We start from the raw sequence: 15270 nt of genomic DNA on the forward strand, positions 1-15270 counted from the left end.
GCAAGGCCGAATTGGGGTTGGAACAACCATGAGACCTGAATGCCTGCCCGCGTCGATCCCACCCTGGAGTTGAAGGAGTTCGCAGCGCCCGCAGCGCGAGCCAGATGGGGTTGGAGCGTGTCGCGCGTGGCGACCACGGGCACGTAGCCACAAGACCTGTGCGCGGCCGTCGCGCCCCGCAATGAGTGGAAGCGATCGCGGTCGGTTTCGTCGGCAAAGATGCGGTCCCGTCACCCTCGTGCGGCTGGGGCCGCACCAGCCCCTTGGACCGGGGCTTCGAGGATGACGGCTCCCCCGGCCCTGCGTCGGCCTGCTGGGGCAGGCGCTCCTTCGGGTCAGCCCCGGCGCCGGCCGGGACTGACCGCTGTCCTGCGGCAGCGGCTGGCCAAGCAATTCGCGCGGCCACCTGAACCAGCCGTCAAGAACGCGGCTTCTCGTCAACCGGCCTCTCGCAGTACAGCCCAAGGTATCCGGCGTCAATTGCAGGCCTGCTGATTTGTCCTGCTTCAATTCGAACCTCCAAGGCAATCTCAAATTGCCCTTCGTATGGCGGTTCACGGGTCCCCTCGAAGTCTTCCAGAACCTCCCCCAGCGCAGTCCTATCTTCAGACGACTCTTCCCGCAGGACGACTCGAACGCGATAGGCCCCAGGGGAATCCATTGCAAAGTCTATTCGTCGGACGTTTCTGCTCACCTGACCAAGGCAAGCCGCCGCGAAGTTGACGAACGCCTTGTTCTTCAAATGGACATCGACCATGCTATTGACCCTTTGTTGGCGACAGGGGAACGACACTCACGCTGGAGCTTCCCTTAATCCAGAAGATGTTCGTTGGCTGATTGGGGTAACCGGCGCCCGGGTTGTGGTTGAAGCCGACACCCGCGTCGAAGCGGACAATCGGCCCTCCATCGCTACCCCTACCAACGACAACAGCCTGCCTACTCTGGTAGGCAGATAGCACATCCTGTGCATCACTCATTTGACCGAAGTAGCTCTTTCCGCCGCGTGGACTTTCATAGTCCTTCTCCCCAAGCACATGACGCGATTGCTTGCCTGGGTTGATGAACGCGTCAATTGACGGGTCGAACCTCGGGTCAACTGGTTTCGCAATAACGGTGCCTTGATTGGCCAATGCCGGTGCTAGGGACATTACCAAACCAGCCTGCGCAACACCGATGTCGTTCACAACGTTGTCCGGCGCGCCTACCAGCTGAGCACCAGCTGCCCAGCCTGTAAGAAGCCCTCCCGCCGCCAAGCCTATGGAAGTCGCAGCTTTCTGCTGCGCCTCTTGCCGTGCCCGCGCTGCCGACGCATCGAATGCCGAAGCCTGTGGGCCTCTGTCTATGCGCGCCTGATATTCGGCAGCGTAACGCAGAGCATCGGGGTCGGCCGGCACCGCATCCACGCCACCGCTCAGCCCCAGCATCTCCGCGCGCGCCGCTGACTCCTTCAGAGCCAAGGCCATCTGATATCGCCCATCCGCTCCAACGGCACGCCCCATCGCGGCCCTATCAACGACCGTTCCGGCACTCGGGAAGTTCAGCGCCATCCCCTCGGTCAGCACGTTCGGGTCGCGTAGTTGTGGGTTAGCCGCGATGAGCTGGTTCTTCAGGTCGTTGACGCCGCCGTACTCCGAGAACCTCGCAGCAATCTTGCTAAGGCTGTCCCCCGGCTGCACGTAGATGCTGCCCGGCCGGGTATCGACGCCGCCACCAGAACCCACGCCAGCTAGCAGCTCGTCGAGCTGTTGCGCACTCGCGCCCGCTTTGCGCGCAGCCACGTCCGAAGCCCACGCTTGTCCACCCGTGTACGGCCGGCTCGGTGGCGAGTAGTTGTCGCTCTCGATATCGGAGCCGTTGCGGTAGTCCGCCGCCGAGTACGGGCCAACGCCCTGGGTTTCAGGTCGCGAGGACTGCGCAATGCTGTCCCCAATCGCATTGCCAAACGCGCCCAGCGCCGTCTCGCGCCACCAGAACGCGTCGACATTCACTGCTCCCAAGCGCACACCCTCGCCCAACGTTGACATGTGCTGGGCCAACGTTACCGAGCCCCCGCCTGTGACGGCGTAGACCGCGTCCTTCACGTCGTTGCGGTAGCGCGGGTCGTTGAACAAATCCTTGAGGAGTTGCCGATCCTTGGCCGGGTCTCCCGTGGGCTTGGGCGGTGGTGGCGGTGCGTTGTTCTTCTGCGCCTCGGCTGCCTGGTTGCACAATGACAAAGCCGCACTCTGCTGATACATCGTCATGGAGAACATGGCCTGAGAAGCGACGATTTGCTCGCTCATCTGCATCATCCAATTGCCCGTGGCCAAGTTGTTCATAGCACTGCCGATCGAGCGCTGGATGTCCTCGCCCAGCTTCTTGAACCCCGCCGTGTTGGCCTCGGACCAGTTCGGGTCCACGTTGCCGATGGCCTCACCGGGGTTGTAGGGCCGCCAGGTCTGGCTGTTGTTGTGGATGTTGGTGACCTTGTTAGGGATCACGACCACCTGCCCCGCAATCAGCGAGCTGTCATTGAGCATGCCGTTGGCCTCGGCGAGGACGTACCAGAGGCTCGAGTCACCCCACAAGGCCTGCGCAATGGTGCGCAGCGTCTCGCCGTTGCGGCGCACGGTGTAGACGCCAGCGGCAGCACCGGGATAGCTGGCGTTGATGGGCTCGTAGTTTTGATCGAAGTCGGCGCTGGTGACGGGATTGGGGTGTTTGTAGCGCTCACGGCGCGCCTCGGCGTCTTCAGCCCCCCGGTGGGCAAGCTGCTCGGCGTAGCTCACGCGCAGCTTGTCGTCGGGGGTGTTACCCACGTCGCCGATACGGTGCCCATCCGCATAGTAGAAGTAGTGGGCCATACCGGTGCTGGTGCGCTGCAACACCTGGCCATTGGCGTTGTTGACGTAGATCTGGGTCACGCCGGTGCCCGTATCGGTGTTGCTCTTGAGGTGACCGTTGACGTCGTAACCAAGCGTGCTGGTCGTGTTCTGGTTGAGCATGTACTTGGTGATGACCGATTGCTTGGCGTCATCCCAGTAGTCATAGGCGTAGGTCGTGGTGGTGCTGACCGTCAGGGGTTGGCCAGGCTGGGGGGCTGGCGTCTGGAGAATGCTCGCCAGCTGTCCCGCGCCGGTCTGGTTGGCGTCGGTCAGGACGTCGTTCGTGCCTTTTGCCGCATCGAACTTTTGGTAGTAGCGATAGCTGAGGGTGTAGTTGTTGCTGGTGTCCGTGGGATTGAGGCTATTGCTGCTGACAAACTTCTGCGTGAGCAGCCGGTTGTCGTTGTCGTAGCTGCTGGAGGTGGACTGAATCGTGCGGTTGTCGGCACTCCATTCCTTGTACTCGACGGTGCGGCCAATGGCATCGACACGGCGGCGCGCGCGCAGTTGCGGGGCGGTGATGGCCGCGGTCTTGATGTAGGTGTCTTCGAGATAGCCGTCGGAGCTGTAGGTGTAGGTCTCGACGGTGCCATCGACCGTGGTGGCCGAGGTGCGCTGGCCGGCCTTGTCATAGCCGATCTTGACGGCCTGAGAGCCAGCAAAACCTAAACCGATGCTGGCGCCATCGTCGGTTTCGGACGTGCCGCGGCGGTTAAGCATGCCTTTGGTGGTGGTGAATCGGTCGGCTTCGTCGTAGGTGTAGTAGAAGACGTCTTCACCACGCACGCTGCGGTCCAGCGGATTCCAGTAGAAAGCGTGAACGGCGCGGCGGTTGCCCACGGCGTCGTACTCGTAGCGCACGTCATGGGTACGGGACAAGTCGTAGCCGGTGCCTTCTACAACGCCGTCCCACACGCGGGCGATGCGACCGAGTTCGTCGTAGGCGATCGTGCTGGTCTGGTAGCTGCTGCTGACGGTTGTGTTGTCGTCAAGCAGTTGAACGTAGGACTCGCTGGTGCGGTTGCCTGCGTCGTCGTATCCATAGCGGCTCAATACGTGCGTGGCCTGGTCACGCGCCTCAGCGATAAGGCCGTTTTGCAGGTAGCTGTACTCAATGTTCTGTCCACTGGCGGTGCTGGTCTGTTTCCACAGTTGGCCGGCCATGTTGTAGCTGTAGGTGAAGTCCCTGCCCTTCAGGTCGGCGTGCCACGTGGTGCGGCCAAAGTAGTCCGCCTTGTCGACCGTGGTGCGGCCATCGGCGCCAGTGGTAGTGAGCTTGTACCCGCCGACGCTGATTCCGCCCACACCCAACACGGCGCCAGCGCCGGTGGTGCTGGCTTCGACGTAGTCGTAGCGGTGGCCGGTTTCCAGGCCAGCGGCACTCCGTGCCTTGGTGATGCGACCCAGGTCGTCGTACCAGGTCTTGTCGACTTGACCGAGGGCGTCGGTGTGGCTGATTCGCCGGCCCAGCGCGTCATAGGCGTAGTAGGTGAACGTATCGGCGGTGACCGGTGCGGTGCCGGAGAACTCAGTCGCGCCAAATTCCTGCACCCGGGACACGCCTTTGCGATGCACCGAGGTGAGGTGACCAAGCGCGTCGTAGCCCTGTTCGGTCTGCGCGTGGAGTGCGTTCTCGAGCAGGCGCACGTCCCCGAAAATGTCGGTGAGCTGCTTGCTTTGGCCATTGTCAGCAGCCCATTGGATGCGATTGGCATCGCCATCGCCGTCGTAGTGGACCTTGCTCTGATGCTTGTTGGCGTCGGTGCTGACGGTCAGGCGCCCAAGCAGGTCGTATCCATACTCGGTGACCGGGCGGATACGGCGGATGAAGCCGTTTTCCATCGTCTCAAACGTCTGCGGATCCGTTTTCTTGATCAGCTTGCCGAGGGTGTTGTAGACGAACTCGGTCTTCACCGCGCTGGCGTCGACAACATACGGGCTGGCACCCTTGAGGCCGCTGGCGGTACTGTTGTAGAAGGCGACCTGGGCCTGGGCGCGCTCCAGCACGCGTTCGTCAAATTCCGAGGCGATCTCACCAAAGGCATTCCAGGTCTGGAAGCGCTTGACTTGGGCGTCCTTGGTGATGGACACCACGTTCTGCTTGATCTCCCAGGGCTTCTCGGAGGAGCCACCCACCTTCATGGTGCCGTGCGTGACGATGGCGTTGCCGGCTTCGTCCATCACCGCCGCCTTCGAGGCGTTCAGCAGCGCAAGTTCGATGTTGTAGGTTTCCTCTGCGGCGATCGATCGGCTGTCAAAGGGCGTGGTCCAGGTGTACTGGTAATAACCGGTGACCTGATCGCCCACCCAGGCGCCCTCCATGTCCGGCGGGGTAACGGCAAGGCCGGTCGCCGTCGATGTGTAGGTGAGCCGCATGAATTTCGCGTCCCCGCGACCGGGCGAGCCCTTGAAGACAATGGGCTGCAGCGGCACGCGGTCTTGATACATCTTGGTGGGTACCACGGCCCCGTACTTCATCACCTGGAACTCGCCACCACCCTTGCTCAAAATGCCGCCGCTGGCCGTCTTGGCTTCGTAGGTGTACTCGTACTCCACCATGGAGCCGCCGTTGGGCGGCAGCAAGTTCGCCGAGGACAACTTCAGGCGGCTGCCGTCAATGACCAGGCCGTTGCCGCGACTGACCGGGGTCCAGGCACCGGTGGAGTTCTTCAGCCGGTACTTCAGCGTGAAGTCCGCCGAATTGGCCGGCGGCGTGAGCGTCAGGTAGTCCGGAATGACATCCGGCGCGACCGTAGCGGATCTCATCGTGCCGTCAGTTTTGAACTCGTACCAACCCGTCCCTTTGGCCACAATGCTGCCATCGGCCCCTAGGGCCTCGTAGTACATGTTCCACTCGCCGGTCTGGTTGGTGTAGACCGGCCAGGTCCAAGTCCCCGGCGCTGCACCTGGCGGACACCATTGCGTCAGGTTGCCCCCGACGTAGCGCGGGTCCCCCTGTCCAGGCTGAAGCAGGCGCAACACCGAAAGTGTCTTGGCGCCACCGGGCAGCGTGAGGATCACGCCGGGTGCCGGCACATTCAGATCGCGAAGCGACGCGTACCCATTCGCATACAGGTCGATATGGCCTTTGTACGCGACCGAGCTGCCGTATGCGTTGGCGGTGAAGCTCACCGTGATCGTGCGCATGCCGCTGGCAGGAACGAAATCCTGCAGGTTGATCAGCGTATTGGAGCCAGCGTCGTAGCGCCGCAGGTCCCGATCCGGCAGACCGGAGTACTGGCCATTGGGGCCTTGGCCCTCATCCTTGAGATCGATCCAGCCCGGGATGCTGGTGTTGAGAAATGGCAGCTGGACCCACGGGAAATACTTGGTCTGCGTAGTGACCGTGCTGGCGACGTTCTCTGTACCGTCAAATCCTGCCTCGCAAGTACCACTGGCATTGCCCAGGATGTTGCGCCTGTCCGTCGTGATGGTTGGCGCCCCGTAAACCGTGATGTCGTAGTTGATCGAGCGCGTCGAGAATTCGTCGAGCCCCGGCACAAGAGCTTTGAGCGTTACCCAGGGGATGGACAACTTGCCACTCTCATACTTGGCGGTCAAGCCATACGGGAAGGTCAGCGTTGAACCGTCCAGCACTGCCTTGAACGTCGAGCCATTCAGTCGCACGTCCATGGTGATCACCGCCTGACTCGACAGCGCCGTGGAATACGCGAGCGGGATGTTCAGGCTTGGGATCGGAGCGACCATCGTCATGACGGTCGTCATCGCGCTATCCACGACCGCGACGCCATTGGTCACCGTGTAGCTGGTCCGATAGAGCTTGCCATCCGAAGAAGCAACGACGATGGCCCATTGGCCTTCGCCCGCCGGCAATGCGCCAGACACGGACTGGCCACCTTGTGCGGCAATACCCACAGTCGCCCAATCGCCAATGCCCACCTTGCGGACATAGACAACCCCGCTTTGGCCGGGAAGCAGATCCCTTGAAAAGAGCAGGTACGTCGCATTGCCACCGCTGCCTGGGTCCTTCACGACGTCATTCGCCTGATTCACCTGGGCGGTTCGCTTGGCGGGCGCCAGGACGAAGAGTCGATCCATCTGGGCTACGCCGGAACTCGCTGGATACAGCGAACTGGCCGCCCCGCCGGTATTGGGATTGGCGTAGAAGGCGCCGCCCGTGCCCGTGATCTCGGTCGGGAGGTTCTTCAACGGATCGGGCGGCGCCACCGTGATCGCGCCGTACAGGTCGGTCATCTGCTTGACGAAGGCGGCCGACAGCGTGGTCTGGTCCTTCAAGTAGCTGATCTTGATGTCGGCCGTCTTGATGAGCAGGTTGCGATTGTTGTAGGCGCTGAAGGCGTGGATGAGCGTGGCGTCTACCGCCGCCGTATCCAGCGACGCGGTGCGCAGATCGACGCCCGTGCTCGTGATCTGGCGCGTGGCATTGCCGTTGCGGTCGTAGATGTACAACCGCGTGACACCGTCGCCGCTGTTGCTGCGCTCGATCTTGCCGAGCGCGTTGTAGTCGATGCGTTCCTGCCATACGTCCGCAGTGCCCAGCCCCCGGGCCTCGACCTCGCCGAAGGCGCTGTAGCGCGTGCGCCGCACCTCGCCGGTGCCGATGTCGCTGGCCGTGGTCACGCGCCCCATGGCGTCGTAGACATAGGTCTTGATGACGTTGTGGGTCGCGCCATTCGCGTCGCTCACATTGATCGTGACGCGGCTGGGCTGGCCGTTGGTGCCGATGGCGTAGCTCGTCAGGTTGCCGTTGGCATCGACGATGCCAGCGAGGTCGCCGTTGCGGTGGTCGTAGCGGTATTTGGTGACGCGGTCCTGGGAGGACGTCTCGCCGAGCTTGATGATGCGAGTGACGGCGCCCAAGCCGTCGTACTTGGTGTCCGTCGTCGGCTGGACATCGGTGCCCCGGTAGTCCTTGAAGGCGGGCGCGATACGCTGGGTCTCGCGGCCCAGCAGGTCAAACTTGACGGTGGTCTCGTTCCAGCCGGTGCCGCCCGTGCCAGCCCCCACATACTCGCGCGTCAAGCGCACTGCGTCCAGGCCGTTATAGAAGTATTGCGTGCGGGCCGTCTGCGAGCTGGTGCTGATGTTGCCGTTGGCGTCGACGACGCTCGCAGCGACGTCCAGCACGCGCTGCTCGGTGACCCGGCCCAGGCGGTCCAGGTCATATTCCGTCTTGCGGCGGTCGATCGGGCTCAGGTACCCCAGGATGCCCACCGGGTCGCGCAGCGCAGCATTCCTGGCGAAGTCATCCTGGCGCACGTATTGCGTTGAGGTCAAGGCTCCGGCGTAGCGAGTCTGGCTCGTGGCGGCCATGAAGTGGCGGCCATAGTCCCAGGCAGTGGCGTAGCCTTCCTGGTCGATGCTCAGGGTCTGGCGGCCCAGCTTGTCGTAGTACCGGTACACCGAATTGCCGCGCGCATCCGTGTCCTGCACGATGTTGCCGCTGGCGTCGTAGGCCAGCTTGCGCACCTTGACGACACCCGGCGTTTGCAGGGCGGTCGTGAAGTTGCTGTCGTCGCTGCCGGTGGATTCCCAGTAGCGCATGCCGACGACCTGGACTTCGACCATGCGGTTGAGCTGGTCGTACAGGCGCAGCGTGGTGCGGTCCTTGCCAGCAGTCGTGACCGCCGCCGGTGGGGTGCCCGTTGCAGCGGGCATGGTCACGACCTGGGCCAGAGCCGTCTCGGTGAAGACGTTGCCGACCGCGTCCAGTGTGTAGGTGGTGTAGGCGCCGTCCGGCGCGACGCGAGCCACGACGTCGCCGCGCGCGTTGTAATAGCTCAGGCTGCGGCTACCGGTGCCGCTGACGACGCCGCTTCCCGACCAGTTGCCGCGCCGCACGACTTCGACAACGCGGCCGAGGTGGTCGTAGCCGGTGTAGTCCACCGGCGTGACGGTGACGGCGCTGCCATCTGCCTTGGTGGCGGTGTAGGAGCGGCCGATGCGGTAGACGAGGCGGTTAGCTTCGTCGTAGCGCATTTCCGTGACGCGCTCTTCAGGCAGACCGACGGCCTCGGTGGCCTTGATGCGGTTGCCACGGCTGTCGTACTCGTAGGCGTTGGTGACCTTGATCGCCTCCCCCTGCCCGTTCTTGGCCTCCACGCCTTCCTCGTTGGTCGAGGTGACAGGCAGGATCTCCTGGGTCAGGCGGCCGAGCTTGTCGTAGCTGTAGCTCGTGACGCCGCCCAGCTTGTTGATCGCCGCGTCGCGCTCGCCGAAGGCGTTGAGCGGGCCGGACGCGCCCTCGGTATAGGTCTCGTTGTCGCTGTTGGCCCATTCGGTCCGCGTCAGCAGCCGGTTGGCCTTGTCGTAGCTGGCGGACGAGACGCTGTCCAGGGCGTCGTTGGCGGCATAGGCCACAGGCTTGCCCGCCACGGTGCCTGACACCTTGGCGTCCACGTGCCGGGAACTCTGAAGGTTGCCGAAGGCGTCGTAGGAGTAGACGGTGAGATAGCTTTCAGCGTCGATGCTCTGGACCAGGCGGTTGGCCTTGTCGAAGACCTGGTAGCTCTTGTTGCCGCGCGGGTCGGTGATGACCGATGCGTTGCCGAAGGCGTCGTATTCAGTGGCGGTAATGACCTGGTTGTAGGTATCCAGGTACTGCTTGGACTGAATCACGCGACCCATCAGGTCGAAGGTGAACTCAGTGGAATAGATGTTCCTCAGCGTTTCTTTCGCGCCCTCCGAGACGTCGCTGAGGGCCTCCATATAGCCCAGGCGTTTGCGCTCCGCGCGCTCCCAGGCCGTATCGCCTGTGGTGAGCGGCACGACGCGCGGATCGACAACCCACTGCAAATTGCCGCGTCCGTCGTACCGATACTTCGTCGTGGCCGCAGCAGCGCTGCCCGATGCGACCGTCATCTCGGTGCGCTGGCCTGCAGTGTTGTAGCTGTAGCTGGTGATGGTCTGTTCAGCCAGACCCTCCGCCTGAGTCACGCTCTTGACCCGCCCAGCTTCGTCGTAGGCGGTGACGGTCCTCACGCCATTGTCGGATTCGACGCTGAGGCGGCCGGCCCGGTCGACCTGACGGCCGAAGGTGGCGACACCCGTCCGATTCATGGCCGCGATCGCGCTGGCCGTGGGCGTGCCGCTGAACGAAAGGCGATCTACATACCGTCGGGTGGTGGTGGTGCCGTTAGCGTCGTCGTAGAGCGTCTCAGTGACGTAGCCTTCAGCATCGACGTGGAACTGCTCGCGGCCCGTGGGGTCGTAGAGGAAGTAGTCGATGCGATCGCTGCTCGGCGCAAGCGTGACGCTGGGGTCAACACCGTCGGCCAGCGGCAAGGTGATTCGGTTGGCGTAGCGGCTTTGCTTGACGACGTGGCCGTTGCGGTCGTACTCGAAGCGGCTGACGGCACCCGTCGCATCGACGCTGTAGGTCAGGCGGCCGATGGCGTCGTAGCGGGCGTAGCTGTGCTGATTGAGCGGTTTTTCGGTAAGGCCAGCTGCCTGCGCGGCCAACGCGTCCACGGTCGCTGCCGTTGGGCTACTGAGCTTGGTTTCGTAGCGCACCGTCTCCACGACCCGGTTGGCCTTGTCGTAGATGCGCCGGCTCACTTCGCCGGCCGCATTCACGCTGTAGGTGAGCCGCCCGTCCTTGTCGTAGACGAAAAGGTTGACAGCCTCTCCACCGTCGATCAATGCATTGAGATTGGCGCTGAGCGCACTGTCGAGGTCGGTCGCCCATCCCGCGCCCAGGCGGGTGGGCAGTGCCAGCATGGCCTTGAGCTGGCCCTTGTCGTAGACGTTGCGAGTCACGGCGCCCGTGCCGTCGATGCTGTCCAGCAACCGGCCCGCGCCGTCATAGCGGTAGCGGCTCACCACTTCGTTGAGATTGTTGCGCTTGATGAGCACATGGCCGGCCGCGTCGTACTCGTAGCGGGTGCGCAGCGCGATGCCATTGAGGTCGACGATCTCTTCTGTGCGGTTCCCCAGCGCGTCGTATTTGTAGTCGGTCCGGCGTGCCGCTGCCGTGCCGTCGCCTTCGATGACGGTGAGCACGCGGCTTTGGGCGTCGTAGCTGTAGCTGGTCCTGAGCTTGAGCCGCTTTGCGGCGACTTCAGGCGAGTCAGTGGCGTTGACGGGGTCAATGACGACCTCTTGAAGCTCCCCTTTGGCGTTGAACGATTGCGTCGTGACGGTACCCCGCGGGTCCGTGATCTCGACCCGGCGGCCCTGGCCGTCGTACTTGTAGGTGGTCACAAGCTGCTGCGCCCCGGGGTTCACGGTCTGCGTGAGCATCCGGTCGGCCGCGTCGTAGCTGTAGCCCGTGGTGACGGCGCTGCCGTCGTCGGTCGGCAGCGCCGTACCGTTGGACTTCAGGCCATGGATGACCTGGGTGAGGTTGTCGTTGAGGTCGTAGGTGTTCTTGGTGACATTGCCGGCTGCGTCTGTCGTAGTCAACAGGTTGCCGTGGGTGTCGTAGGCGTAGGTGGTGGTGCCAAAGGCATCTGTGACCTTGTAGACCTGGCCGTGGCGCGTGGTCTCGGTCACCACCTGCACGCCCTCCTCGGTCGTCATCGTCATCGTGCGAGCGACGGCGTCGTAGGTGTAGCTGACCGTGTGGTTGTTGCGATCCTTGCGGCTGACAACACGCTCCAGCGCGTCGTAGGTGGTGGTGACGTCTCCCGCCGGATCGCTCACCGTCACTTGCCGGCCATTGCCGGTGTCGCGCAGGTAGGTGTAGTTGGTGGTCTGGTTGCGCTCGTCGATGCTGTACTGCAGGCGGCCCAGGGCGTCGAAGTAGGCCTGTGTGGCGACGTTGCTCACACCCGTGCCGCTGAACTCACGCCGCACGGCGTCGCCGCGACGGTCGTAGGTGTAGGTCGTGGTCAGGCGCCGCAGGCCTGACGCCGCCGTGCCCGTGTCGGTGATGGTGTTGTCGACCTGGCCGAAGGCGTTGTAGCTGGTGTCGGTCTTGTAGCCCAGCGCGTCGATGGCTTGCTGGATGAGGCCGCGGCGGTTGTAGAGGACGGTTTGCTTGTTGTCCTTGACCCCGCTGGCCAGCGCACCCACTTGCCCGGCGAGGGTGGCGGTGGAGGCGCCGCCGGCCAGCCCGTTGGCGATGGCCGTGCCCAGGCGCTGCGCGTGTGTGACCGTGACGGCGAGTTCGTTGAAGTTGCTGTAGATCGTCTCGCTCACCTCGCCGCCGAGCAGGGGGTCGATGAGGATGGCGTATTGCTGGCGGCCCTGGGCGTCGTAGTAGTAGACGGTCTTGGTGCCGCGCGCGTCGGTGGTGCTGGTCTTGCGGCCGGCGGCGTCGTAGGTGGCGGTGACGCCCGTCGCATCGCCTTGCAGGCTGGTGGTCTGCACGCGGCCCCAGTCGTCGTAGCCGATGAGCTGGGTGCGGGCGTCGGGCTGGCTTTCGGCCCGCGTGACGCTTTGCAGGCGTTGGAGGTTGTCGTATTGGTAGAGGGTCTGGGTGCCGTCGACCGCCGTCTCGCGCAGCAGCAGGCCGAGGGTGTTGTAGCTGCGGCTGGTCTTGAGGGGGGTGCCGAGGCCTGCGCGCAGGGTGTCCAGTGGCACAGTCGCGCTGCCACTTCCGGAGCGGACGAAGGTGAAGCACGCGGGGCCGTAGACCGGGGTAGGTTGTCCTGTCGGGACGTGTGTTACCGGATCAATGGGCGGGGGCAACACGTTGACTAAAGCGATCCCGATGGGTTTCGCACCCTGCTTGAGATATTGCAAGGTGTCCTGCAGGCGGCCGGCACCGTCGTAGCTGTATTCGGTGAGGGCGCCTTCAGCGTCGAGTTGGGCGATGAGCTGGCCCTTGTCGTCATAGATCCACTGCGTGAACTCATCGTCGGCCAGCGGATTAAGGCCCTGGAGGTTCTCGTTCCGCATGAAGTTGCGGGTCTGCAGTTGGCTGAGAGAGTAGGTCTGCTCGGTGGCGCTGAGGGGCGCGGAGCGGCGCAGCTGGCTGAGCTTGTTGCCTGCACCGTCATAAGTCCAGACGGTCAGGACGTTTTCGCCGTTGATCTGCGCGGCCAGTTGGCCCGAGCCGTTGTAGAGGTTGCGGGTGACGCGGTCGTTGACGGCATCCAACGCAGGGCGGGTGAGCAACGGGGCGGTGCTTTGGGTGGTTCCGTTGGCAGGGTCCAGGCGCACCACGGCCTGGGCCGTGGCGTAGCGGGTCTCCTTGACGAGGTTGGAGGCGCCGTCGTATTGGTTCTCGACGAGGTAGCCGTCGGCATCGAGCCGGCCTTGCAGGCGGCCGGCGGTGTCGTAGTAGTAGGTGGTGATGCGGTCGTTGACGGTGTCGGCCGCCGGGCGCGCGCCGGCGATGGTGCTGGAGGCGCCGAGCCCCTGCAATTTGGTGCTGTCCAGCAGCCTGGCATAGGCGATGCTCTGGATGAGGCGGCCGGCGCCGTCGTAGAAGTACTCGGTAAGCTGGCCGTTGGGCGCGATGTCGGCGCTCTTGCGGCCGCTCACGTCGTAGAGGCTGTAGCTGGCGACGCCGGTGGCATCCTGCACGCGCCACAGGCGGCCCAGGGCGTCGTAGCTGTAGAGGGTCTGGCCCAGGGCCTTCGGGTTGCCGGCTGTGTTTCCCGCACCGAGCACATCGCTGCTGACGAGGTTGCCTTGGGTGTCGAAGAGCTGGACGGTGGTCTGGCCGTTGTCGAGTTGGACGCTGGTCTTGCGGCTCTGGTCGTCGTAGCTGTAGAGGGTCTGGACGCCGTTGGTGTCCGTCGTCTTCGTGACGCGGCCGAGGCCGTCGTATTCGTAGCTCAGCTTGACGCCGGAGCCGTCCTGGCGGCTGAGCAACTGGCCGAAGGCGTTGTAGGTGGTCTGGGCGATGCTGGCCTCGCCGCTGCTGCCGGTGGCGTAGCGGGTCTCCTGCGTCACCTGGCCGCGCAGGTCGTAGGCGTAGTCGGTGACTTGGCGGGCGGCGCTGGCGGGTTGGCTTGCCACCCAGCTGGACAGCGAGCTGAGCGTGAAGGAGGTGGAGGTGTAGTAGGCCGCGGTGTAGGTCGTGCGGCGCTGGAGCTGGTCTTTGGCGTCGTAGGTGTAGCTGGTGGCCTGCCCGCCGGGGCCCACCACATAGGCCAGCTGGCGTTTGGCGATGTTGCTGCCGTAGATGTAGCGGGTGGTGCTCCCGCCGATAGGGGCAGGCCCGCCCGGACCATCGGCGTCGGCCACGCTGTAGACGGTCTCGCTCAGCAGCAGCTTGCTGGTGGCGTCGTAGCTGCGCTCGGTGACGTTGCCGGCCGCGTCAGTGCGGCGCGTCCAGGCGCCGTTGCCCCCGCCCGTGCCGTCGTAGGCGTAGGTGGTGGTCTCATTCTTGGCGTTGGTACTGGTGAGCAGGTCGCCGCTGGCGTTGTAGGTGTAGCTTTGCTTGAAGCTGGCCCCGCCCAGGGCCGCCCCCGCCACTTCCAGCAACTGGCCCGCCGCGCCGTATTTGAGCGTGGTGGCCTGGCTCAGCGGGTCGGTGACGGTGGTGGTGCCGTTGGCGGCGTCGTAGCTGAAGCTGGTCAGGCGGTTCTGGTCGTCCTTGAGCGACTTGACGCGGCCATCTCCGTAGTACTCGACGGTGAAGCGGCTGCCGTCGGTTTGCTGCAGGCTGCTGAGCCGGCCGTTGGCGTCGTAGTCGTAGGTGACGGTGTAGGCCTTGGCGTCGGTTGTGTCCGTCGGCGTCAGGTCGGTCGTGACGGCCTGCAACTTGCCTGTTTTGATGCCCGAGCCGGCCGGGTAGTAGGTGTAGCTGGTGACGCTGCGGGTCTTGCTCTGCCCCGCTTCCAGGTAGCTGGTGGTGATGCTGCCGAGCTGGTTGCCGCTGTAGGTGAGCGTGACCTTCTCGTCCGGCGCGTTGGTGCCCACGACGCTGCCGGCCTTGTAGGTGCCCAGGGTGTCGATCAGGCCGCTGGCGTTGTAGGTCACCGCCACGAAATGACCTTCGGGCTGCGTGACCTGGGTGAGGCGGTAGATGCCGTTGCCCAGTGCGTAGGTTTCCTTGACGCCGCTGTCGCCGTCCGTCCAGGTCCAGACGCCGCCGGCGTAGCTCAGCGTGTCGTATTGCCCACCGCCTTCCTTGCTGACGTAGACCCCGGCGTTGCAGGTGTAGCTGCGCTCCGTGCCGTCAGCCTCGACGCGCTTGGCCACGCTGCCGTCCGCGTTGAACGAGCCGCTGGTCAGCGTGACCTGGCGGTAGTAGCCGATCCGCCAGCCGTCGTTGTTGTCGCCGTCCCAGCCGCCCTGGCTGTTGTAGGTACGGAGCAGGTCGACGTCCGGGCCGACGCCCACCAGATATTCGTCGCGGTCCTGGATGACCAGGTTGCCGTTGGCCGCATTGACGGTGATCTGTTCACCGGCGCGCCCCGTGACGGCCTGCCCTATCCCGCCCGCCCCGCCCAACACGTCCTTGGACGTGTTGACCAAACCGTTGCCACTACCCGTCACGACCGAAACCATGCTGCTTCCCTGCTCT

The 15270-nt window shown here is 64.2% G+C and carries 1 protein-coding gene; it reads right to left on the reverse strand.

Going from position 1 to position 15270, the window contains the following annotated elements; genetic code table 11:
- Positions 1 to 758: 758 nt before the first annotated feature.
- Complete coding sequence (locus tag AC1DW0_RS26805; protein ID WP_477949070.1) at positions 759 to 15254, reverse strand: LysM peptidoglycan-binding domain-containing protein; 14496 nt, start codon at positions 15252 to 15254, stop codon at positions 759 to 761.
- Positions 15255 to 15270: the final 16 nt, after the last annotated feature.

This window comes from Roseateles sp. P4_D2, assembly GCF_056401875.1.

Excerpts from the sequence above, each read along its gene's own strand:
- AC1DW0_RS26805 (WP_477949070.1), bottom strand. The coding sequence starts at position 15,254 with ATGGTTTCGGTCGTGACGGGTAGTGGCAACGGTTTGGTCAACACGTCC.